Origin of the sequence: Cloacibacillus porcorum (genome assembly GCF_001701045.1) — a bacterium.
Taxonomy (GTDB): domain Bacteria; phylum Synergistota; class Synergistia; order Synergistales; family Synergistaceae; genus Cloacibacillus; species Cloacibacillus porcorum.
Genome location: NZ_CP016757.1, coordinates 570,767 through 591,661, shown reverse-complemented (window position 1 = coordinate 591,661; position 20,895 = coordinate 570,767). Strand labels below are relative to the sequence as shown.

Here is a 20,895-nt window from a genome sequence, read left to right as displayed (position 1 = left end):
GTGGCATGAAAGACATACCGTCAAGGAGGTAATTTCTATGAATATCGATATAAAAAATCTTGAAGACCAGGATATGAGACAACTTGTAAAGTCGCTGGAACTTGTTTCGGCGCGCATATTCGACTCGGTCGTGAGAATAAGCCAGCTCGCGGCCTCAAACACCCCTGAGATGCAGCAGCTCTTCTCCCAGTGGGTGGCCTGCCTGAGCGACACGATCATCAGCTCCGTCGAAAAAGAGGGCGCCCTATATCCCGACGAACTGGCGCGGAACATCGGCGTCACACCGGCGACGATCATTTCGCTCGCCCTCACGCTCCACCGCGAGGGACGTATAAAGATAACCGAGATCAAGGCCGAGCCTGCCTCGGGGGACAACACCGAGATCTGCGGCTGCATGAAGTGAGATAAACGGTACGGCAAACAGATGATCTGCGAAATTAAACTTCGCCTCTGCGGCTGTGCGGATAATCATTGACGCCGACGCCTGCCCGCGCGGCGCATTCGAGGCCGCGGCGAAGCTCGCGCGCATAGCCGGAGCGGAGCTTGTGACGGTAGCGAATTTTAACCACGAGATCGTATCGGAGCATCACATCACCGTGGGCGGCGACCCGCAGGAGGCCGATCTGAAAATAATAAACCTCGCGCGCGCCGGAAACATCGTTGTGACGCAGGATATCGGCCTCGCGGCGATGGTGCTCGCGAAGGGGGCGCGCGCCCTCGGACCGACGGGCTTCGAATATCTTCAGGAGCGCATGGAATCCAGCCTCGAAGAACGCGAGCTCAAAGCCAAATACCGCCGCGCCGGCGGCCGGACCAAGGGACCGGCCAAACGCACCGCGAAAGACGACCGGCGCTTCTATGAAAAACTCGCGGAGATGATCGGCGCGGGGGATAAAAACCTATAAAAAATGCCGCGGTAACCGCGGCATTTTTTTATTTACTTACTACTTAGCCTTTATAAGCTGTTTTTTTACACCCTGCCAGAGAGACAGTAAGGTGAAGAATATTATGACAAGCGAGAGCGGACTGGTAAACATACTATGGAGCAGAGCAAAGACACTGCCGTGTACAAGAGACATGGCGCGCGCCAATTCTCCTTCCGCCATGCTTCCCAACACAATTCCAAGGACAAGCGGTTCGCGCGGTACGTCGAAAAACTTCATAAGATAACCGATGAGCCCAATGGCAAGCATTATTACCACCTCGACCATCGACATGTTGATGGCATAGGAACCTATCACGGCAAGTCCTATGACCAGCGGTCCCAATATTGACGCCGGTATCTCTATAAGCCGCACGCAAAAACGGGCGATAAAGAGCCCCACCGGTACAAAAACAAGATTGGAGATGAAAAGGCTCATTATAAAGGTATATACCACGGAGGCGTTTTCCGTGAACAGCGCCGGCCCCGGCTTAAGACCATGGACCATCAGCCCGCCAAGCAGAACGGCAGACACGGCGTTTCCCGGAATACCAAGCGTAAGTGTCGGGACCAGCGAACCGCCAACAACGGCGTTGTTCGACGTTTCGGAGGCGATAATTCCTTCCGCGCAGCCGGTACCAAATATTTGTGGATTTTTTGATGATCGTTTCGCCTCGTCATAGGCGACAAAACTGGCTATACTGCTGCCCGCGCCGGGGATTATACCAACGATGATGCCGATTACCGTGGATTTAACGAGCAGGAGATTATATTTAAATATCTCCAGCATCTGCCCCGCGATTCCCCTACCGACAGCGCGGGACTGTTCCACTTCGCCTCCCAGCGATTTAAGTGAGGCGATGACCTCCGGTATTGAATAAAGGCCGATCAGAGCAATGACAAGTGAAAGGCCATTATAAAGTTCGGCAATGCCTCCAGTGAAACGGATATCTCCCGTAAGCGGGTGCATGCCTATAACGCTGAGGAAAAGCCCCAATACACCGGACCACAGCCCTTTAAGCATATTACGTTCAGAGAGCGAGGCGATAACGCTCACTCCAAAGATAGCAAGTAAAAAATACTCCTGGGCTCCGAAGCGCAGGGCAAATTCAGCAAGCGGAGGCGCGAGAAAGAGCAGGGCAAAGATACTCAAAAAACCTCCCGCCGCCGAAGCCGAGGTGGCAAGAGCTATCGCGCGGCCCGACTCGCCCCTTTTAGTCATGGGGTAGCCGTCAAGTAGAGTACAGCAGTTCGCAGGCGTTCCGGGAATGTTGAGCAATATCGCACTTATGGCGCCGGAATACGTCGACGAACAATAAATCGCTCCAAGAAGGGCGAGTCCGGCGGCCGGGCTCATGCCAAAGGTCACGGGAACCAGCAATGCAACCCCCATTGTACTCGTAAGCCCGGGCAGAGCTCCAATTACCACGCCGAACACCGTACCGGCGAATATGAGCAAAATAATCATCGGATCGGCAAGGGCGGTAAGCCCGGCAAGCATACTGGAAAAAATTTGTTCCATCATATATCACCTTCCAAAATTAGAAGAGGATGCCTTCCGGCAAACGCAGACCGAGAAAGGAGACAAACAGCGCATAAATCACGGCAAGAAAAACCAGCACGGCAGCCGCGATCGGCAAAGGACGGCGTTCTCCAAAAAAGAACATCGATGCGAACATATAAATGACCGTACTGACAAAATATCCGACATACCCTATACAGAACAGATAGGCAGCAGTGGAGGCAAATACCGTCACCGGCAGTTTAGCCGCCGAAATGAAGCCGCTTCCTGTCGACATGGTCTTTTCTCCCTCTTTATTTTTCAAGGTCCTTATCAGGATCAAAAATGAAAAAAGAAGCATCAGAATGCACAAAAAGCGTGGGAACTGCGATGACTCCGGCGGATAATTAAATGACTGCAGGGTCAGCAGCACCGATATTACCGATATCGCGATGGAAAAAAACAATTCTTTATTTATAATCAATCCGCTCACTCTCCCTATGGTACAGCCGTCATCTTCTATAATGACGGCTGTACACTCTGTCAATGCCGGCTTAGAAAAGCGGCTTATACTCTTCTACGATCTTCTTAGATTCCTCTACGAGCTTGCCAGACTCCTTTGAGCCGATAAACTTAATGATAAGCCCAAGCGATTTCGCCTGTTCCCTGAATTCGGGATTTTTTGTAACCTCTTCAAAGGCCTTTTCAAGTACGGCGATATCTTCCGGTTTGGTGTTCTTGGGTGCTGCGACGCCGCGCATCGCCGTTCCGGCAGAGGGGATATCCATCTTGAATACCTCTTTCGAGGACTTGATATCGACGCCGTCGATCTTATCATCGTAGAACATCACAAGCGGCACTATTCTCCCAGCCTCAATATGTGAAACGGCTGAGCTCAGAGTCGTAAGGGCCAAATCGACCTGATTGCCCATGAGAGCGGTAAGCGCCGGTCCTGAGCCGCTGTAAGAGACGAAGTTGCTCTCCATTTTGAGGGCCTTCGAGTTCACGAGATGCTGAAGCTGCACATTGCTCTGCGGCCCATCTCCGGCAACGTTGAGCTTTCCGGGATTCTTTTTCGCATATTCGACCACATCGGAGGCTTTTTTGAATTTACTGTCCTTATTGACGACCCAAACGAGCGGGTCTATCTGGAAGTTGCAGATATATTTAAAATCATTGAGGTCAAAGGGAACATTCTGGCGCAGAACCTTTACAAGCACCATCGAGGGCTGGCTTGTCGCGCCGATTGTATATCCGTCGGGGCGGGCCTTGGCTAAAGCCGTCCAGCCAATCTGACCGCCCGCGCCGGGCTTGTTTTCAACGACGAGAGACTGGCCGAGCGCCGGCGTCATATACTTGGCGACGAGCCTTATCACTATATCGTTGCCGCCGCCGGGGGAAAAGGGCACTACCGCGAGAACCGGCTTGGTCGGGAATGACGCGGCAAAGACAGGAATAGCCGCGCACACCGCCGTAAGAAGTACCAAAACAAAAATCAAAGACCTAAGAACCTTTTTCATAAGAGAATCCTCCTCTATGATATTGTTTTATGGAGCTGAAAAATTATTTCCCTACAGATTGACCTTATCCCCGTCGACGAGCACTCTGCCGTCGACCTCTATCTTCGGGTTCCACATCAGAAGGTCGTAGTGGGTCGGGGCTTTGACGGTGCCGCCCAGGGTTATGCTCGTGCCTATCCCTATGTGCGCCGTGGGGATCACGCCCTCGTCCTCGAGCATGATTCCGCAGAGCTTGCACTTGGGGTTGAGGCCGACGCCGAGCTCCGCGATGTTATAGCAGTTCGGGTCGTTGTGGCTCGCGAGGTCTTTTTTCAATACCTCAGCCTGCCTGCCGCCTCTGATATCGGTGATAAAACCGTCTTTGACGTCCACGACGATGGGCTCGTTCAGCACGCCGATTCCCAGATAGGGAACGCTGGCATCCGCAACGATGCGTCCGTTCGCCGACCCCTCAACGGGCGAGGAGTTGGCCTCGACCGTCGGGATCGTGGAAAATTCCCCCGGTTCCACCACGCAGTAGAGGGCGTTGCCGCGTCTGCCGGTGATATCGAGCCAAAGGTCCGTGCCTCCCGGCGAGGTAACGTGCACCTTGCTGCCCTTTGCGAAGGCGTCGGCCACTCCTTTGCAGACCGGCTTGATCGCCCTGAAATCGGCCTCTATGCCGCCGGAGATGAGCATCTCCTCCGTAAAATCGGTGAGGACGAGCAGGCGCGCGCCGTTTTCCGCCGCCTCCTTCACGGCGAAGGTATGGGTCACGGAATAGCTCACGGGAATGAGGACGACGTCGGCGAACTTCATGCTCTCGGCGATGAGCTTCGGCGGCTCCTCGCCCGCGCGCTGGCGGGGCTTCATCGTGCTTACCACTACCTCAGCGCCGCGCTCCACCGCCGCCGCGGCCAGGACCTTGGCGATGTTCTCCTGCACCATATCGGTGACGATCAGGACCGTCTCGCCCGCTTTGAGCGAGACGCAGTTATCCATTATCGTCCTCGCTCCCTGCATCATAAGTGCCTCTTTCATCTTCAAAAAACCACTCCTTTTTGATATAACGTGACCTTGCCGGTGCTTTTCTTAAATAATAATTTTATAATATAATACTACAATCATACAAAAATATGTCAATAGCTTTGGAGGCTATTTTAAACATTTTTTCGTATCATTGAAAAAATTGAATCGATACTGTTTATTATGCTGCCGCTGGCATTTATGCCTATACCACGTTTAACTCGCGGCGGCGCTTGTGATAAACTAGATAGAAAGGTCGGGCAATGATGATCAGAGAGCAGTTCCGAAAGAGGGTTTCCCATATGGATACGCAGGAGAGAAAGATATCCCCGGCGATGCCGGTCAAAGCGGAGAGGCTGTCTTCACAGATATCGAAGCTGATCCTCTCGGAGATACAGTCCGGGCAGCTCACGGTGGGAGATAAACTGCCGCCGGAGACGGAGCTCGCCCAGAGATACGGCGTTAGCCGCACCATCCTCCGCGAGGCCATCGCCAGCCTGAAAAACGAAGATATCCTCGAATCAAAACAGGGACGCGGCATTGTCGTGAAAAACGCACGCAGCCGCCAGGCGTTCAGGTTTTCCGATGTATTCGAGACCGTCTCGATCGGCGAGGTAAATTATTTTTACGAAATGCGCGCGCTGCTTGAGTCGGAGGCGGCGGGGCTCGCCGCGATGCGGCGCACGCAGGAGGATATCGCGGAGATAACGGAGTCTTTCAGAGGAATGGAAGAGGCCGTCAAAGAAAATGCCCCTGGTGCGGAGGCCCATGACCGCTACAACGCGGCGATCGCGCGCGCGAGCCATAACCCCGTGTTGATAGAATTTCTCCTCTTTTTACAGGGAAAGCTGCATGACCTCGCTAAGGAGCTGCGTATCATGACGATGGCCTCGCCGGAGAGGGCGCACAACGTCCTCGAAGAGCACCGCCGCGTGGTGAAATATATTATGGCGAAAGACCCGGCGGCGGCGCAGGAGGCGGCTCTCACGCACCTGAAAAACGCCGCGGAGCGGGCCGGAATGAAGATATATAACCCCTAAGCGCGGTGTTTTCGCGCGCTACCTTATCACAAAGAGAGGGACATGACCTTAACGGACATGCCCCTCTCCGGTTTATCAGGCCGCGCTTAACGCGGCGATTTTTTCGGTTATTTCAGCACCAGATAGGCGATGAATACGCCGACCATCGAGGCGAGGCCGATTATCAAGGTACCCATTGTCTGGGTCTTGTAGCCCTGCTCCGTCTCCATCTCACCGAAATTCGTGACGACCCAGAAATAGGAGTCGTTCGCGTGCGAGACCGTCATCGCTCCCGCGCCGATCGCGATAACGCAGAGGGCCGAGAGCGACGGTGTGTTGAGCCCCAGCGCGGGAAGTACGGGGGCGAGCATACCCGCGGTAGTGGTGATCGCCACCGTAGAGGAGCCCTGCGCCGTTTTCAGTATCGCGGCCAGCACGAAGGGGAAGAATATGCCGATCGTCGAAAGGACGCAGGAATTTTCCGTGATGTACTGCACCATCCCCGAGACGCTGATCACCTTGCCGAGCACGCCGCCGGCGGCGGTAATGAAAAGTATCGGGCCGACGGTCTTCAGGGTGTCGTTAGTGATCTCGTAGAAGTCCTTCGCCTTGCCGGACTGGACCAGCAGGATTACGCCGAGGATGACGCCGACCGCAAGCGCGATGATCGGGGTACCGAGGAAGATAATGGCGGAGATGCTCACCTTCGCCATCGAGAAGGCCGAGGCCAGTCCCATGAGGAAGATAGGAACGATTATCGGGGCAAACGACATCACGCCGCTCGGGAGCCTGCCATATTCAGCGATAAGCTCCTCGTAGCTCTTCACCAGATCCATGTCGGCGTTATCGTCGCGCGCCGAGACACGTTTTCCAATATATTTCGCGAAGAGATACCCTGCAATAAGCGGAGGAATGGAGAGCAGCGCGCCGAGCCCAATGACCAGCAGGATGTTATCGCCGATACCAAGGGCGTTGGCCGCGGCGATCGGTCCGGGCGTCGGCGGTATGAAGCAGTGGGATATGTAAAGCCCCATTGAGAGAGCCACCGTCATCGCGACGCTGGAGGCCCCCGTCCTCTTTACAAGCGCCTTTCTTATCGGGTTGAGCACGACAAATCCGCTGTCGCAGAAGACCGGTATTGAGACGATCCACCCCATTATGATGATCGCGAGCTCGGGGTTCTTCTTCCCCACCAGCGTTACCACCACATCGGCCATCTTGAGCGCCGCCCCCGTCTTTTCAAGCAGGGTCCCGACAAGCGCGCCGAAGATTATCACGATGCCGATACTGGTGAATGTTCCGGAAAATCCCGCACCGATCACTCCCGGGATGTCCTTGAGCGGAATTCCGGCGATCACGCCAAAGATCAGGGACACCGCCATTATCGACAGGAAAGGATGTATCTTATACTTCGATATCGCCGCCACCATCACAATGATTGCCAGAACAAAGACAATAATTAAAGGAATACCCGTCATCATAGCCGCCTCCTAAAGTATATTTTTAGATATGCTTCAATAACGCTAGGATAGCACGCCTATTCACTAAAGAAAACCCCGATTTATATCATTTTTACCGCGTGATTTTCCTCTGTGCACGGCCGCGTGGCGAAGGTTTGATATACGAACGTCTCCGCCCCCATTTCCCGGTACGGCCCCGCCGCCGCGGCTTTCACCGCGCCTCCGCGAAGGAGGCAAAATAAAAAATTATTGCTTGACAAATAGAGAGTGTAAATTGTATTGTTATATAACTAAGCAATTTTACCTGTTATTTGTTTCATATTTTACGTACCGCAAAAAAATTTTTGAAAAAGGAGGGCGATACACCATGTCGCCGCACAGCAGTAATTTGCGCCCAATAACATTTAACTTTGATACACCCCCCCCCGTTTAAGTTCATTAAGGTTCATAATAAACTCTTACTCCCGCTTGTCCTCTCTCTTTTAACTCTCTTCATCCTCGTTTCGCCCCATTGCGCCTGCGCGCTGACACAAGACGCAGACGGTGTTTATCTCATCGCCACCTCGGCGGATCTCATCGTCTTCCGCGACGGCGTAAACTTAGGCGCCTCCGGCGACGCGCGCCTCACCGCCGACATCGACCTCTCGCTGCCCGACGGGACACCGACTGAATGGACGCCCATCGGCAACAGACTCCGCTACGTCGGCGTCTTTGACGGCGCGGGCCATACCGTCAGTGGCTACACAATAACAGAACCAGCAACGGCCACATCTTCTATAGGATTCTTCGGCGCTATTGGATACGCCACGATAAGGGGGCTCACCGTCAGCGGCGATATAGACGTACAGGCCTCGAAGACCTGCTATGCGGGCGGTATCGTGGGACAAGTCCACGACGACGGCACAGTCGAAGACTGCGTCAACAGAGGCACCGTAAGAGTCAACGCCGCTAAAAATACTTCCATTATCTACGTGGGCGGCATCACTGGACTCAACTCAGGAGCCATATCAAACTGCGTCAACTACAGCGGCGCCTCAAACCTCAGCAGCCAAGCCACCAACCCCCAACACGCCGGCGGCATCGCGGGAATGAGCCGCCGCGTCATATTAAACTGTGCAAACTACGGCGAAGTGCAGGGTGAATACGCAAAGGATGGATATATCGGCGGCATCGCAGGGGCAACCAATTACAAGAGCTATGACTGCACAATATCAAACTGCGTAAACTTCGGTACGGTCTCAGGCAAAGACGCCTCCGGCAAAGGAAAGATAAAGACCGGCGGCATCGCGGGGCTCAACAACGGGGACAGCAAGATATCAGACTGCGCCAACGGCGGCGATGTCTCCGGCGGCGAATACACCGGCGGCATCGCGGGAAGCAACGAGGGAGATGTATCAAACTGCGGCTGGCTGAAAACGGAGACGGTCAATAAAGATCTCGAAAAAGGTGTAGGAACTGGTAACGATGGCGCTGAAGCCGTCAGTATCGACCAGACCGGGATAGACAAGAGCACCGTCGCGCTCAGAGTCAAACTTGTTAACCGCACCGTCATGACCGGCGGGACGACGGAGATCACCCTCTCCGCCCTGCCAGGAAGCCCCGATATATTCGGCGGTTTCGTGAAGAAGATCACCGTAACCCCGTCTGACACTGAGATAATATCCGCCGACGTCAACAACGAAAACGGCACGATAACGCTCACCGGCACCAAGGAAGGAACGGCCTCCATCGTCGTCTCGGCCGACATCGACCCGACGGACTTCAAAAACAACTTCGCCCCATCCGGCAAGGATACTCCGCTCTCCTTCACCTTTAACATCACGGTCAGCGACGTACCGGTAACAGGGATCACCATCGCCCCAGAGAAGATGGAGCTCAAGGTGGGAGGAAGCGGCAAATTCACCGCCACGGTATCGCCCTCAGACGCCACAGACCAGGGGCTCACCTGGAGCAGCGACAATGAAAAGATCGCCGCGGTCGACAGCGAAGGCAGCGTAAAGGCCATCGCCGCCGGTACCGCCACAATCACCGTAACGGCGGCGGACGGAAAGCACCAGGCAAAGGCAGCAGTGACCGTCACCAGTACCCCCCGCCACGGCGGCGGCGGAAACGGCTGCTCAGCGGGCACAGGCGCACTGGCGCTGCTGGCACTGGCTCCGCTATGGTTGATGAGAAGGAAAAAGGTAAAATAAATCGGCGTAAATCGGGAGGGAAAGAGGTAAATAGCGATTTATCTTTTGACTTTGCCCTTATAGCCTCCCTCTCTGAACAGCATCCCGAAAATCGGACAGCCAAATAAAGCCCCTGGATTATAATAAAACTAAATACATATAAAGGGGGATCTTCTATGCGTAAACGTAAAACGGAAGAAAGAATAAGAGCAATTGAGATGCACAAACAGGGAATTCCACGAAGGCGGATTGCTGAAGAACTTGGTGTTAGTCCTGATTCTATTAAAACATGGATATCTTTATATAAGAGCGGACAGAAGGACTTACTGGATGATACAAGGAAAAAAAGAACCTACAGCAAGGCTGTAAAACTTGAAGCTGTTTCGGCTCATTTAGAAGAGGGACGTACTATGGTAGATGTTACCTCGTCTTTTAACATTTCAAGTCCCTCTCTTTTAAGACGATGGTGTAAGGAATTTCTCGAACAAGGGGATATTTCTAGTTCAAAACGTGACTGTCCAGATAAGAAATTGGAAGTTACAAATAGCATAGAAAAGATCAAAGAGCTGGAAATGCAGGTTGACGTATTAAAAAAAGCCTTAGAGCTGCAAAGGTGGTGATAGAAAGAAATATTAAATACAGAATCATTTTTGAATTTTCAACAAAACATTCTGTCTGTGGAATGTGTAGATTTTTGTCCGTATCACGCTCTGCATACTACAGTTGGCTAAAGCGGCGTGGAATGGAAGATAAAGACGGTCCTCTCATAGAAGCAATAAGAACGGGACAGGATATCAACAAAAACACTTATGGGTACAGGCGAATGACTCTGTGGCTCAACAACTTCATTGGCATTCATGTAAACAATAAGAGGGTAAGGCGTGTTATGAAAAAAGCGGGACTTCAAGCGGAAATAAGAAAAAAGAAAAAGTTTAAAGTGATGTCAGGAAATATCCACAGCTATGAGAATATCCTGAACAGAGAATTTCGTTCCGACAGACCAAACCAGAAACTGGTTACTGATATCACATATATACGAACAAAAAAGGGTAATATATTCCTCTCCATGATAAAAGATCTCTTTGATAATTCCATACAGGGATATCAAATCAGTCGTAATAATAATATTAAGTTAGTAACCGATACATTGAAGAAAGCATTTGAAAACAATAATAAGGTGGTCGCTGATGGACCAATCCTCCACAGCGACCAGGGGTTTCAATATACAAGCCATGCATATTTCAACCTGACACAAAGATACGGACTCAAGGTCTCGATGTCAAGGAAAGGAAATTGTTTGGATAATGCCTGTGCAGAAAACTTCTTTAGTCACATTAAATCAGAACTCGTCAACCGAGTAAAATGGGAGAACTACGAGGAGGCTAAAGATGCTATAGACGAATATATAAGGTATTATAATAACGACAGGATACAGATAAAATTGAAAAAGGCTCCGATGCAATATCGAAGTCTCTTTATTGAATAAATTTTTGATACCCTTGGGAGCTTTTATAGCGCTGTGCGGTTTTCGGGACTCTGTTCACTCTGAGGGAGGTGTCGGCCGCCTGTTTTTGGCGGCTAACGGAAGGAGTGTTGCTCTGTATGGCGCGGAAATCGCGCCATACAGAGCCCGCGGCAAAAGCCGCGGGAGAACCGAAGGTCAACTCTCCCTCACCCCGCTTCGCGGGGAGCTCCCTCGGATGAACAGAGTCCCGCAAACCGGACAACGCTATAAAAGCTCCCAAGGGTATCAAAAATTTATTCAATAAAGAGACTTCGATATTGCATCGGAGCCTTTTTCAATTTTATCTGTATCCTGTCGTTATTATAATACCTTATATATTCGTCTATGGCATCTTTAGCCTCCTCATAGTTCTCCCATTTTACTCTGTTGACGAGCTCTGATTTAATGTGACTAAAGAAGTTTTCTGCACATGCATTATCCAAACAATTTCCTTTCCTTGACATCGAGACCTTTAGTCCGTATCTTTGTGTCAGGTTGAAATATGCATGGCTTGTATATTGAAACCCCTGGTCGCTGTGGAGGATTGGTCCATCAGCGACCACCTTATTATTGTTTTCAAATGCTTTCTTCAATGTATCGGTTACTAACTTAATATTATTATTACGACTGATTTGATATCCCTGTATGGAATTATCAAAGAGATCTTTTATCATGGAGAGGAATATATTACCCTTTTTTGTTCGTATATATGTGATATCAGTAACCAGTTTCTGGTTTGGTCTGTCGGAACGAAATTCTCTGTTCAGGATATTCTCATAGCTGTGGATATTTCCTGACATCACTTTAAACTTTTTCTTTTTTCTTATTTCCGCTTGAAGTCCCGCTTTTTTCATAACACGCCTTACCCTCTTATTGTTTACATGAATGCCAATGAAGTTGTTGAGCCACAGAGTCATTCGCCTGTACCCATAAGTGTTTTTGTTGATATCCTGTCCCGTTCTTATTGCTTCTATGAGAGGACCGTCTTTATCTTCCATTCCACGCCGCTTTAGCCAACTGTAGTATGCAGAGCGTGATACGGACAAAAATCTACACATTCCACAGACAGAATGTTTTGTTGAAAATTCAAAAATGATTCTGTATTTAATATTTCTTTCTATCACCACCTTTGCAGCTCTAAGGCTTTTTTTAATACGTCAACCTGCATTTCCAGCTCTTTGATCTTTTCTATGCTATTTGTAACTTCCAATTTCTTATCTGGACAGTCACGTTTTGAACTAGAAATATCCCCTTGTTCGAGAAATTCCTTACACCATCGTCTTAAAAGAGAGGGACTTGAAATGTTAAAAGACGAGGTAACATCTACCATAGTACGTCCCTCTTCTAAATGAGCCGAAACAGCTTCAAGTTTTACAGCCTTGCTGTAGGTTCTTTTTTTCCTTGTATCATCCAGTAAGTCCTTCTGTCCGCTCTTATATAAAGATATCCATGTTTTAACAGAATCAGGACTAACACCAAGTTCTTCAGCAATCCGCCTTCGTGGAATTCCCTGTTTGTGCATCTCAATTGCTTTTATTCTTTCTTCTGTTTTACGTTTACGCATAGAAGAGCCCCCTTTATATGTATTTAGTTTTATTATAATCCAGGGGCTTTATTTGGATGTCCGATTTTCGGGATGCTGTTCAGGAGAGGGCGCCAAAATCTTTGGTAAACCGCCATTTATCTATTCATTCCCTACCCGAAGGAAATCGGCGTTTAGACGTGCTGGATGCTAAATAACTTTGGGCCCTGGTACCGGAGCCGTATCTTCATACGGCGAGGATGCCAGGGCCCAAAGTTATGACGCAGACGGCGCGTATAAACGCCGATTTCCGGTGACTTATTTTATCGCGGCGAACAGATCGTTAAGCGCTTCGCTCATCACGGGGTGCGTGAAGATCATGTCGCGCAGCACCGTGTAGGAAAGCTTTTCGTTCATCGCCAGTGTGACGATATTTATCATCTCGTGTGATTCCTCGCAGTAGAGGGCGGCTCCGAGGATCAGTCCGCTATCGGCGTCGACGACGGCCTTCAGCATCCCCGTATACTTGCCGAGGACGTGTGACCGCGGCAGCCCCGTCACGGGGATCACGGCGGTCTTTATCTTATATCCCTCTGCCAGCGCCGCCTTTTCCGTGAGGCCGACGCGGGAGAGCGGCGGTGCGAGGAATACGCTGTAGGGAACGTTGCGGCCCGCGCTCGTTCTGCCGCCGCCCTTGAAATCATCCATTACGATACGCGCGTCGTCCTGTGAGATATAGGTGAACTGCGGACTGCCCGCGACGTCCCCGATAGCCCATATCCCGGACGCCGTCGTGCGCATCCTTTCGTCGACGGCAATCGTGCCGCGCGAAGTCGTCTCCACGCCCGCCGCTCCAAGGTTCAGCTCGCGCGTATTGGGGACGCGCCCCGTCGACACGAGCACCGCGTCGCATTTAGCCTCTTTTTCCTCTCCGCCGGCGGCATACCTGACGACCGCGCCCTCGCCTTCGTTCTTCACCGAGAGCACCTTAGCCCCGGCAACGAGCTCTATTCCCTGCCCGGCCAGCGTCTCCCTGACCGCTGCCGCTACATCGGCGTCCTCGTTCGGGAAAAACTCCGGCAGGTCCTGGAGCACGGTTACCTCCGAACCGAACTGGCGGTAGAACGAGGCAAATTCAAGGCCGATATTTCCCCCGCCGATCACCACCAGCCGCTTCGGCAGCCGTTCCAGGTCGAGCATGCCCTCGCTGACATAGGCGCATCGGCACTCTTTAAGCCCCTCGATGGGCGGGATGAACGGCACGGAGCCGGTATCTATGACGATCTTATCCGCGGTGATCGCGGCGGTGAAGTCTTTGCCGCTGATCTCTATCTCCTTCGGCGAGACGAACTTCGCCGTGCCGGTGTAGAGCGTGATATTCGGATTGCCGCCGAACGTATTGAACATCTTGCTGAGGATCTTCTCCCGCAGCTCTTTTTTATCGCGGATGGACTGCGCGTAAAAGGCCGCCTTTTCCTCAAAGCTGGCGAAGCCCTTTATCCGCGCCATCTCGGCCCTGTTGACGAGGAACTTCGTCGGTACGCAGCCCACATTGGGACAGGTCCCGCCGTACATCTTGTCCGACTTCTCCACCAACGCGACGCGCCGGCCCTGAGCCGCCAGAGCGCTGGTGAGAACCTTGCTGCCCTTACCAAAACCGATTACTATGACGTCGAATCTCTCCATCTTCCCGCACCTCCGGAAATTAAATGTATCTTTTTTAATTACATTAATAAGAGCATACAGCTATCCTAAAAAATGTCAAGCATATAAAGGCTTTTTCTGAAATTATTCCGCCGCGCCGCCGCCGCAAATATATAATAAAAGCAGCCGTCGGTAAAGGTAACGGCTGCCCTGCGGATATTGTTGTTATAAATGGTATGGGCGGATATTTCGCTGCGAAAGCTCCCTTGACATCCGTCCTTTAATATACGGCGACGTAACCGTCGGCCCGCGGCTCCGTCGCCCCCATGAGAGCGCCCTCTTCGCCGCGCAGTATCATCTGTCCGCGCCCGTAGGAGCTGTGGTCGTAGTCCACATAGACCTCATGTCCCATCGCGGCGAGCTCTTTGATGATATGGTTCTCCACGCCCTGCTCGAGGCCGACCCGTTTTCCCTCCGTCCACTGCCAGCGCGGCGCGTCGAGCGCCTCCTGCGGGTTGAGGGCAAAGTCCACCATGTTGGCGATCATCTGAAGGTGTCCCTGCGGCTGCATGAAAGCCCCCATCACCCCAAAGGGGCCGACAGCCTCGTTGTCCTTGGTGATAAAGCCCGGTATTATCGTGTGGTAGGGCCTCTTGCCCGGCGCGAGGAAGTTCGGCGAGGCTGGGTCAAGCGAGAAATTATTCCCCCGGTTATGCAGGGTGATCCCCGTTCCCGGCACGCAGAGGCCGGAGCCAAAGCCGCGGTAGTTGCTCTGTATCATCGAGACCATGTTCCCTTCGCCGTCCGCCGCCGCCAGATAGACCGTGCCGCCGGAGGTCTGGCGCTCGGAGGTTGGAAGCCCGGCCACGGCTGGGTCGATGAGGGCAGCGCGGCGTTCTGCGAACTCCTCCGAAAGCAGCTCAGCCACCGAACGGCGCATATGGCGCGGGTCGCCCACCTCGGCGAGAGCCTCGGCAAACGCCAGTTTTATCGCCTCTATCTGCAGGTGGTAGCTGCGCGCGCATTCGCGCTCCGACAGCTCGAATTTTTTCAGGATGTTCAGCGCCATCAGCGCAACAATGCCCTGTCCGTTCGGCGGTATCTCCCAGACGTCGTAGCCACGGTAATTCACGCCTATCGGCTCGACCCACTCGGGAGCGAACGCGGCGAGATCTTCGGCGCGCAGCCAGCCGTCATGCTCCTTCGAGAAGCGGTCTATCGCCTCCGCGAGTTCCCCCGTATAGAAGGCGGCGGCGCTCGTCTCCGCGATTTTTTCCAGCGTGCGCGCCTGCGCCTCGCAGCGCCAGATCTGCCCCGCGGCGGGCGCTTTGCCCTCCGCCGTGAAGCACTCGAAGATGTGTGCGAACTCGCCGCCGTGGAGATTCTTGGCAAAACCGGCGAAGGCCTTTTTCCAGAGCAGGCTCACCGTCGGCGAGACGGGAAAGCCGCCGCGCGCGTAGTGGATCGCCGGTTCAAGCAGCACATCGAGCGGCAGGCGGCCAAACTTCGCGTTAAGCGCCGCCCAGGCGGCGGGAGCGCCGGGAACGGTGACGGCCTTCCACCCGTAGAGCGGCATCTTTTCCCAGCCGCCGTTAAGGAGTTCGTCGGCATCGGCCAGCGACGGCGCATGTCCGCTGGAATTGAGGCCGTGCAGCTTGCCCCCGGTCCATACGAGCGCGAAGGCGTCTCCGCCGATCCCGTTGCTGGTCGGCTCCACCACCGTAAGGCAGGCGGCGGTCGCCACCGCGGCGTCCACCGCGTTTCCGCCCCTTCTGAGCATTTCAAGCCCTGCCTGCGCGGCCAGCGGCTGCGTGGTGGCGGTCATGCCGCGCGAACCGTATACAAGCGTACGGCGCGAGGGATATTTATATTTCAGAGCGTCCATTTTCATAAATAACACCACATTTCAAAAAGATATTTAATTTACCCATATATATTTATACAACATCGGCGTAATTGTGACCAGCGGTGCGAAATTTAAAATAGTATAACAACGGGAGAGGCGGATAAATGAAACAGCCTCCCATACACCGCGGAACCCACTTTCTGCCTGTTCTAAGGGCCCCTGAAAACCGAGCCGCCTAATCCTCCCCCGAGATTCCCTCGTAATCCGCCGTTTCGATCACGCCGCGCCGCCACCTGGCGCGCGAGGCGTTCAGCAGCGCCAGCAGCTGCCGCTCATACAGGAGGGCGCTCTCGTCGGTGGCGATCGCCGCCGCCCGCTCTCCGGTCCTCTTCAGGCTCTTCAGCAGCGCTGGCGCGGTGCTTTTTTCCGGCAACTCCGTCTTGGAGGAGCTGTCTTCCAGCGGCCCAGCCTCCGGCTCGCCGTAACGGTTTGAGAGCTGTCTCGCGATCTCGGGGAAAAGGCTGCTCATATAACGTCTCGCTGTATCTTTGCCGAGGAAGGTCAGCTCCTCCGCGATCTCGCGGTAGCTTTTGAGCATCCCGTTGGGATAGCGGCAGCGTCCAGTTTCGACATAGATCGCGAAGGCCTTCTCTCTGTCGCGCCTGCTGCGCAGCGGCAGACCGTTTTTCATGTTCTCTTTTATGGAAAAAAAGCGCGCGTCGGCCTCGGAGAGATTTTTGTGCAGCACGGCGTCGATGAAACCCCACGCGGCGCCCATCCTCATCCTCGCCCGGCAGCGGTGGAAGCCGTCTATCAGATAGAGGCGGCCGTCATCAAGCAGGGCGATATCAACGGGCGGCATATCCGCGCCGTTCTCGTAGCTCTGCGCGTAGGTCTCCACCGCCTCGCCGCTGATGTCGTTTCGCGACTGGAAACGCGGCTCGTCGATCTGGATATCCTCAAGAAGGTAGAGGCGGCGTTCGTCGCCCAGACGGTCAAGGTCGCCGTTCGCCTCATCAACAAATCGGCGGAGCAGCGCCCTCACACTCTCCCCGTCGAGGACGGAAGCGCCCTCTGAGGACAAAAGCTCGCGCGGATAGTATCTTTTGACGATCTCGTTTATCTTCACCCGCTCATCATCCCAATCTTTTGGCATTATGGCAGTTTGGATACTTTTGCGGTGCTTGCCGATAATATTTTAGCACGCGGGGATACCGCCAAGCGAAAAAAAATCGCTCCCCAACCCCATGATAAGTGGCGCATATAAAAAAGGCCCGCCCTTTTGAGAGGGACGGGACCGGCAGTCGGCAAAAGGTAATTTGTAAGAGGCTATTTCTCCTTCATCTGCGAATATATATTCGCGAGAATGGCTCCCGATATGTTGTGCCAGACGCTGAATACCGCGCCCGGGACCGTGGCCAGCGCGAGGGAGGGGAAGGAGGTCGCCGCGAGGCTGGTGGCGAGCCCTGAATTCTGCATCCCGACCTCTATCGAGATCGCCTTCTTCTTCGCAAGGGGGACCTTTAAAAACGCGGCGATCACGTAACCGAGTCCATAGCCGAGAATGTTATGCAGGATGACGACCGAGAATACGAGAACGCCGGTGGTCATGATCTTCGCGGAGTTGGCGGAGACCACCGCGGCGACGATCATGACGATGGCCGTCACCGATACGAGCGGCAGTACCTTGACCGCCTTCTGGGTGGTGCTGCTGAAAAACTTATTGATGACGAAGCCCGCGGCGATCGGCAGGATCACCACCTTAACGATCGACATGAACATCGCCGCCATATCGACGGAGACGGTCTGCCTCAGCAGAAGGTAGGTCAGCGCCGGCGTAAGCAGTGGGGCGAGCAGCGTCGAGACGCTGGTCATACCTACGGAGAGGGCGACGTCGCCCTTGCTGAGATAGGTGATGACGTTCGACGAGGTCCCGCCCGGGCAGGTCCCGACAAGAATAACGCCGACCAGCAGCGCGTCGTCCAGGGCAAAGGCCTTACCAAGCGCGAAGGCCAGAAGCGGCATGATCGTAAACTGCGCGAGGCACCCGAGAATGACGTCCTTCGGACGCCTAAAGACTACGGCGAAGTCGACGGGATTAAGCGTCAGCCCCATCCCGAACATTACTATCATCAGCAGGGTCGTGATCCACGACGTCTTTATCCATATCAGGGCCGTCGGTACAAAAAGCGCCGCCGCCGCGACTACGACGACGATAAAGGCCATATACTTCCCCACAAAATCACTGAGTTTCTCCAGAAACTTCATAATTGAAACGCTCCTCTTTGCATAAATATTATTGTATAAAACCATTATAAAATAACGGCGCGCAAGCATTATAGTGAGCGCCGTACGGGAATGTCAAACTAACCTCAAATTATAAAACATGTGTAATGCTAATAATTACGTTATAAAATACGGGCGTTTTTCCGCACCGGCATCTTCTCGTAAGTATTTTATCCACAATATAATATTTTCCTAAAAACAGCTCACAAACAGGCCGCCTCTGCCGGAAGCGGCGGCAGACGGGAAAATCTCCGCCCCTCAGCGAAGCTCCCCTCTGTTTTATTTACTTTCGCAGAACCCTCCGCGCAAAAATTACAATGACAAAAAAGACAGATGCACGACTTTCATTCGGCCCATCCGCCGGTGTGAAAGCCATGCATCTGTCATTCTCATGCGGGACAGCCCCCGCCGCTTAAAAATATCTTACCGTTCAGTCAAGGAATATATTATTTTCCCTCTCCTGCATATGTAAACACGATTATCGCACCCGAGTTATCCACCTGACTGGTCGGCATATAATTCCTGTCCAGCACATTGCCGCCCTTGTCGGTTATGACGAAGATGCTCTTCGTATCAGGGGAGACGACCGCCGCACGATAGCGGTTTGCGGTGTGGAAGTACGGTATCGCGTCGCCCTGCAGCGTCTTTCCGTCCGCGTTCAGCTTCATCCGGTACAATTCGCCGGTTTTCAGCGTCGTGATGATAAGGGAATTTCTCCACGCCTCGATCGCGCCGTCCGCCGGGTAATAGGTGATGCTCGACGGGGCCACGGTCGGCCAGAAGAGGTACGGCAGTTTTTCAAAGCGGGAATCCTTGAAGTTATAGCTGTTGGGCACCGTGTAGAAGGTCTTCAGCGGCTCTTTGAAGTTCGGCGCGTTCCAGTCCAGCTCCCTTATCACAGGCACGCCCTCGGGGATGATGTTGGGCTGGTTGGGGTCGTACTTATCTACCGCGCTCTTGTCGGCCTTCGACCAGTCGGCGTAGGTGTAAGCCTGGTTGTCGCGGAAGCCCGCCACTATCGGCCAGCCATAATTGCCGCCGCTCACCAGCAGGTTGATCTCGTCGTCGGTCGAGGGACCGTGCTCACAGGAGAAGAGGTTCTCCCCCACAAACACCAGTCCCTGCGAATTGCGGTGTCCATAGGTAAAGATATGGCTTCTCACGCCGTCCAGCACCGGGTTGTCGCGCGGGATGGAGCCGTCCGGCTCGATCCTCAGCACCTTTCCGACATATGAGCTCCAGTCGGATTTGCGCACCTCCGCGGCTGAGGGAAGGCGCTGCGCCTCGTTGGGCAGCAGCATATTGGCGCCCTGGTTATGGCCGAGCTCGCCGAGAGAGAGATAAAGTTTGCCGTCCGGGCCAAAGACGATACGTCCCGCGTTATGATCGTCTCCGGCGGGGATCTTGTCGAGGATCACCTTTTCATCGACGAGTTTTTCGCTTTTGGCGTCAAAGCGAAAGCGGGCTATCCTCTTAAAATCCGACTTGCTTTGGCTGGGCGACGATTTATACGTATAGACCACATAGACATAATTTTTGCCGCCTTTTTTGAGAAAATCAGGCGCCAGCGCCAGACCGAGGATACCCTCATGGCCGCCGGCGGCGTTTGCCCTGTCGATACGGGCCGCCTCGCGCACCGTCCCGTTTGCGGGATCGACGCGTACGATCCTCTTTCCAAGCCGCTCCGTCACCCACAACATATTATCTGGCCCCCACAGCATCTCCCAGGGGCCGTCCAGCCCTTCGACCAGAACCTTGCCGGTGAACGGTTCAGCGGTGCGGACCACGTCTCCCGCCGCAGCGAAGGCCTGCCCGCCGAAGGCGAAGAGTGAAACCATGACCGACAGCAACAAAACTTTGATTGGAGATATCTTCACAACAATAACGCTCCTTCTGATTACGGCATCACTGCCGTTTTATATATTATTTTGCAGCTTTTATATATAAATCAGTATAATAAGCATTAAAATTTCCGCGTTAGTAAAAATAACGATTAAATAGTGATAAAAACCAGGAGAGAAAAGCCCGTAGTTTTGCCCATACCTTTTATATGAGAGAGCAAACAGTAATTTTTGACATATGATAGCATTTATGCTATCATAAATATAAAGAGAGGTGCGGCGTTTTGTATGAAATAATCTTTTACAGCGACAAAAACGGCAGGGAGCCTGTAGCTGACTATATGCAGGAGCTGGGAAAGAGCAAGACAAAAGACAACCGTGTCAAGCATAACAAGATTTCACAGTATATCAAGGTTTTATCAGAGGTTGGAACGATGGCCGGCATGCCGTACATGCGACATCTGGAGGGTGAAATCTGGGAGTTACGACCAATCCGCGATCGCATTTTATTTGCCGGTTTCGTAGATGGGACGTTCATTTTGCTTCATTCATTCATGAAGCAGTCACAGAAAACGCCGCCAGAAGAAATTGCGCAGGCAAAAAGAGAGTTAGAGGATTTCAGGACAAGATATAACAGCAACAGGGAGGAATAGC

General features: G+C 53.0%; 19 protein-coding genes. 7 read left to right on the top strand and 12 right to left on the bottom strand.

Features of this window, described 5'->3' with window-relative positions; genetic code table 11:
* Positions 1-37: 37 nt before the first annotated feature.
* The gene (locus tag BED41_RS02655; protein WP_066742778.1) at positions 38-403 is read left to right on the top strand and encodes a hypothetical protein; all 366 of its coding nucleotides are present in this window, start codon (positions 38-40) and stop codon (positions 401-403) included.
* Between the two features lie 55 nt (positions 404-458).
* Entirely contained in the window at positions 459-905 is a 447-nt protein-coding gene (locus BED41_RS02650) for a YaiI/YqxD family protein (protein ID WP_066742775.1), read from the top strand.
* 39 nt (positions 906-944) lie between these two features.
* On the opposite strand, the gene BED41_RS02645 is transcribed toward BED41_RS02650, so the two are convergent.
* The 4 genes from BED41_RS02645 to BED41_RS02630 all read right to left on the bottom strand — a co-directional run bounded on the left by BED41_RS02645 (position 945) and on the right by BED41_RS02630 (position 4,963).
* Positions 945-2,447 (bottom strand): tripartite tricarboxylate transporter permease, encoded by a 1,503-nt coding sequence (locus tag BED41_RS02645; RefSeq protein ID WP_229712379.1) that lies wholly within the window; start codon positions 2,445-2,447, stop codon positions 945-947.
* 16 nt (positions 2,448-2,463) lie between these two features.
* Positions 2,464-2,916 (bottom strand): tripartite tricarboxylate transporter TctB family protein, encoded by a 453-nt coding sequence (locus BED41_RS02640; protein WP_268217940.1) that lies wholly within the window; start codon positions 2,914-2,916, stop codon positions 2,464-2,466.
* Between the two features lie 61 nt (positions 2,917-2,977).
* On the bottom strand, positions 2,978-3,943 hold the full coding sequence (locus tag BED41_RS02635; RefSeq protein WP_066742764.1) for a Bug family tripartite tricarboxylate transporter substrate binding protein: 966 nt from the start codon (positions 3,941-3,943) through the stop codon (positions 2,978-2,980).
* 51 nt (positions 3,944-3,994) lie between these two features.
* Positions 3,995-4,963 carry an aminopeptidase gene (locus BED41_RS02630; RefSeq protein WP_066748863.1) on the bottom strand — a complete coding sequence of 323 codons (969 nt, stop codon included), beginning with the start codon at positions 4,961-4,963 and terminating at the stop codon, positions 3,995-3,997.
* 287 nt (positions 4,964-5,250) lie between these two features.
* On the opposite strand from BED41_RS02630, the gene BED41_RS02625 reads away from it, so the two are divergent.
* A complete protein-coding gene (locus tag BED41_RS02625) occupies positions 5,251-5,988 on the top strand; it encodes a FadR/GntR family transcriptional regulator (RefSeq protein WP_066742761.1) in 738 nt (245 codons plus the stop codon).
* A 107-nt stretch (positions 5,989-6,095) separates the two neighbouring features.
* Here the strand turns inward: BED41_RS02625 and BED41_RS02620 are convergent, their stop codons facing one another.
* Entirely contained in the window at positions 6,096-7,448 is a 1,353-nt protein-coding gene (locus BED41_RS02620) for a GntP family permease (RefSeq protein ID WP_229712378.1), read from the bottom strand.
* Between the two features lie 389 nt (positions 7,449-7,837).
* Here BED41_RS02620 and BED41_RS02615 point away from each other — a divergent pair, with 389 nt between their 5' ends.
* From BED41_RS02615 to BED41_RS02605, 3 genes are all read left to right on the top strand, one after another.
* Positions 7,838-9,619, top strand: coding sequence for an Ig-like domain-containing protein (locus BED41_RS02615; protein ID WP_066742755.1), 1,782 nt, complete (start codon positions 7,838-7,840; stop codon positions 9,617-9,619).
* A gap of 155 nt (positions 9,620-9,774) precedes the next feature.
* Positions 9,775-10,218: a transposase gene (locus tag BED41_RS02610; protein WP_066742753.1), complete on the top strand. Its 444-nt coding sequence runs from the start codon at positions 9,775-9,777 to the stop codon at positions 10,216-10,218.
* Complete coding sequence (locus tag BED41_RS02605) at positions 10,212-11,084, top strand: IS3 family transposase (protein ID WP_367593408.1); 873 nt, start codon at positions 10,212-10,214, stop codon at positions 11,082-11,084. Before BED41_RS02610 ends, BED41_RS02605 begins: the two co-directional genes overlap by 7 nt.
* Before the next feature lie 272 nt (positions 11,085-11,356).
* Here the strand turns inward: BED41_RS02605 and BED41_RS02600 are convergent, their stop codons facing one another.
* The 7 genes from BED41_RS02600 to BED41_RS02570 form a co-directional block, all read right to left on the bottom strand.
* On the bottom strand, positions 11,357-12,226 hold the full coding sequence (locus BED41_RS02600; RefSeq protein ID WP_157102394.1) for an IS3 family transposase: 870 nt from the start codon (positions 12,224-12,226) through the stop codon (positions 11,357-11,359).
* A complete protein-coding gene (locus BED41_RS02595; RefSeq protein ID WP_066742750.1) occupies positions 12,223-12,666 on the bottom strand; it encodes a transposase in 444 nt (147 codons plus the stop codon). Before BED41_RS02595 ends, BED41_RS02600 begins: the two co-directional genes overlap by 4 nt.
* Positions 12,667-12,942: 276 nt before the next feature.
* On the bottom strand, positions 12,943-14,310 hold the full coding sequence (locus tag BED41_RS02590) for an FAD-dependent oxidoreductase (RefSeq protein ID WP_066742747.1): 1,368 nt from the start codon (positions 14,308-14,310) through the stop codon (positions 12,943-12,945).
* 238 nt (positions 14,311-14,548) lie between these two features.
* A complete protein-coding gene (locus BED41_RS02585; RefSeq protein ID WP_229712377.1) occupies positions 14,549-16,159 on the bottom strand; it encodes a gamma-glutamyltransferase family protein in 1,611 nt (536 codons plus the stop codon).
* A gap of 190 nt (positions 16,160-16,349) precedes the next feature.
* Positions 16,350-17,243, bottom strand: coding sequence for a ParB N-terminal domain-containing protein (locus BED41_RS02580; protein ID WP_066742744.1), 894 nt, complete (start codon positions 17,241-17,243; stop codon positions 16,350-16,352).
* A gap of 200 nt (positions 17,244-17,443) precedes the next feature.
* A complete protein-coding gene (locus BED41_RS02575; protein ID WP_066742731.1) occupies positions 17,444-18,382 on the bottom strand; it encodes a bile acid:sodium symporter family protein in 939 nt (312 codons plus the stop codon).
* A 464-nt stretch (positions 18,383-18,846) separates the two neighbouring features.
* On the bottom strand, positions 18,847-20,277 hold the full coding sequence (locus tag BED41_RS02570) for a glucose/sorbosone family PQQ-dependent dehydrogenase (protein WP_229712376.1): 1,431 nt from the start codon (positions 20,275-20,277) through the stop codon (positions 18,847-18,849).
* 248 nt (positions 20,278-20,525) lie between these two features.
* On the opposite strand from BED41_RS02570, the gene BED41_RS02565 reads away from it, so the two are divergent.
* Positions 20,526-20,894 carry a type II toxin-antitoxin system RelE/ParE family toxin gene (locus tag BED41_RS02565; protein WP_066742729.1) on the top strand — a complete coding sequence of 123 codons (369 nt, stop codon included), beginning with the start codon at positions 20,526-20,528 and terminating at the stop codon, positions 20,892-20,894.
* Position 20,895: the final 1 nt, after the last annotated feature.

What these genes read in the sequence shown, in the direction of transcription:
- BED41_RS02655 (WP_066742778.1), top strand. Translation starts at nt 38, where the DNA reads ATGAATATCGATATAAAAAATCTTGAAGACCAGGATATGAGACAACTT.
- BED41_RS02575 (WP_066742731.1), bottom strand. Translation starts at nt 18,382, where the DNA reads ATGAAGTTTCTGGAGAAACTCAGTGATTTTGTGGGGAAGTATATGGCC.
- BED41_RS02645 (WP_229712379.1), bottom strand. Translation starts at nt 2,447, where the DNA reads ATGATGGAACAAATTTTTTCCAGTATGCTTGCCGGGCTTACCGCCCTT.
- BED41_RS02620 (WP_229712378.1), bottom strand. Translation starts at nt 7,448, where the DNA reads ATGATGACGGGTATTCCTTTAATTATTGTCTTTGTTCTGGCAATCATT.
- BED41_RS02625 (WP_066742761.1), top strand. Translation starts at nt 5,251, where the DNA reads ATGGATACGCAGGAGAGAAAGATATCCCCGGCGATGCCGGTCAAAGCG.
- BED41_RS02595 (WP_066742750.1), bottom strand. Translation starts at nt 12,666, where the DNA reads ATGCGTAAACGTAAAACAGAAGAAAGAATAAAAGCAATTGAGATGCAC.
- BED41_RS02635 (WP_066742764.1), bottom strand. Translation starts at nt 3,943, where the DNA reads ATGAAAAAGGTTCTTAGGTCTTTGATTTTTGTTTTGGTACTTCTTACG.
- BED41_RS02630 (WP_066748863.1), bottom strand. Translation starts at nt 4,963, where the DNA reads ATGAAAGAGGCACTTATGATGCAGGGAGCGAGGACGATAATGGATAAC.
- BED41_RS02590 (WP_066742747.1), bottom strand. Translation starts at nt 14,310, where the DNA reads ATGGAGAGATTCGACGTCATAGTAATCGGTTTTGGTAAGGGCAGCAAG.
- BED41_RS02585 (WP_229712377.1), bottom strand. Translation starts at nt 16,159, where the DNA reads ATGAAAATGGACGCTCTGAAATATAAATATCCCTCGCGCCGTACGCTT.
- BED41_RS02610 (WP_066742753.1), top strand. Translation starts at nt 9,775, where the DNA reads ATGCGTAAACGTAAAACGGAAGAAAGAATAAGAGCAATTGAGATGCAC.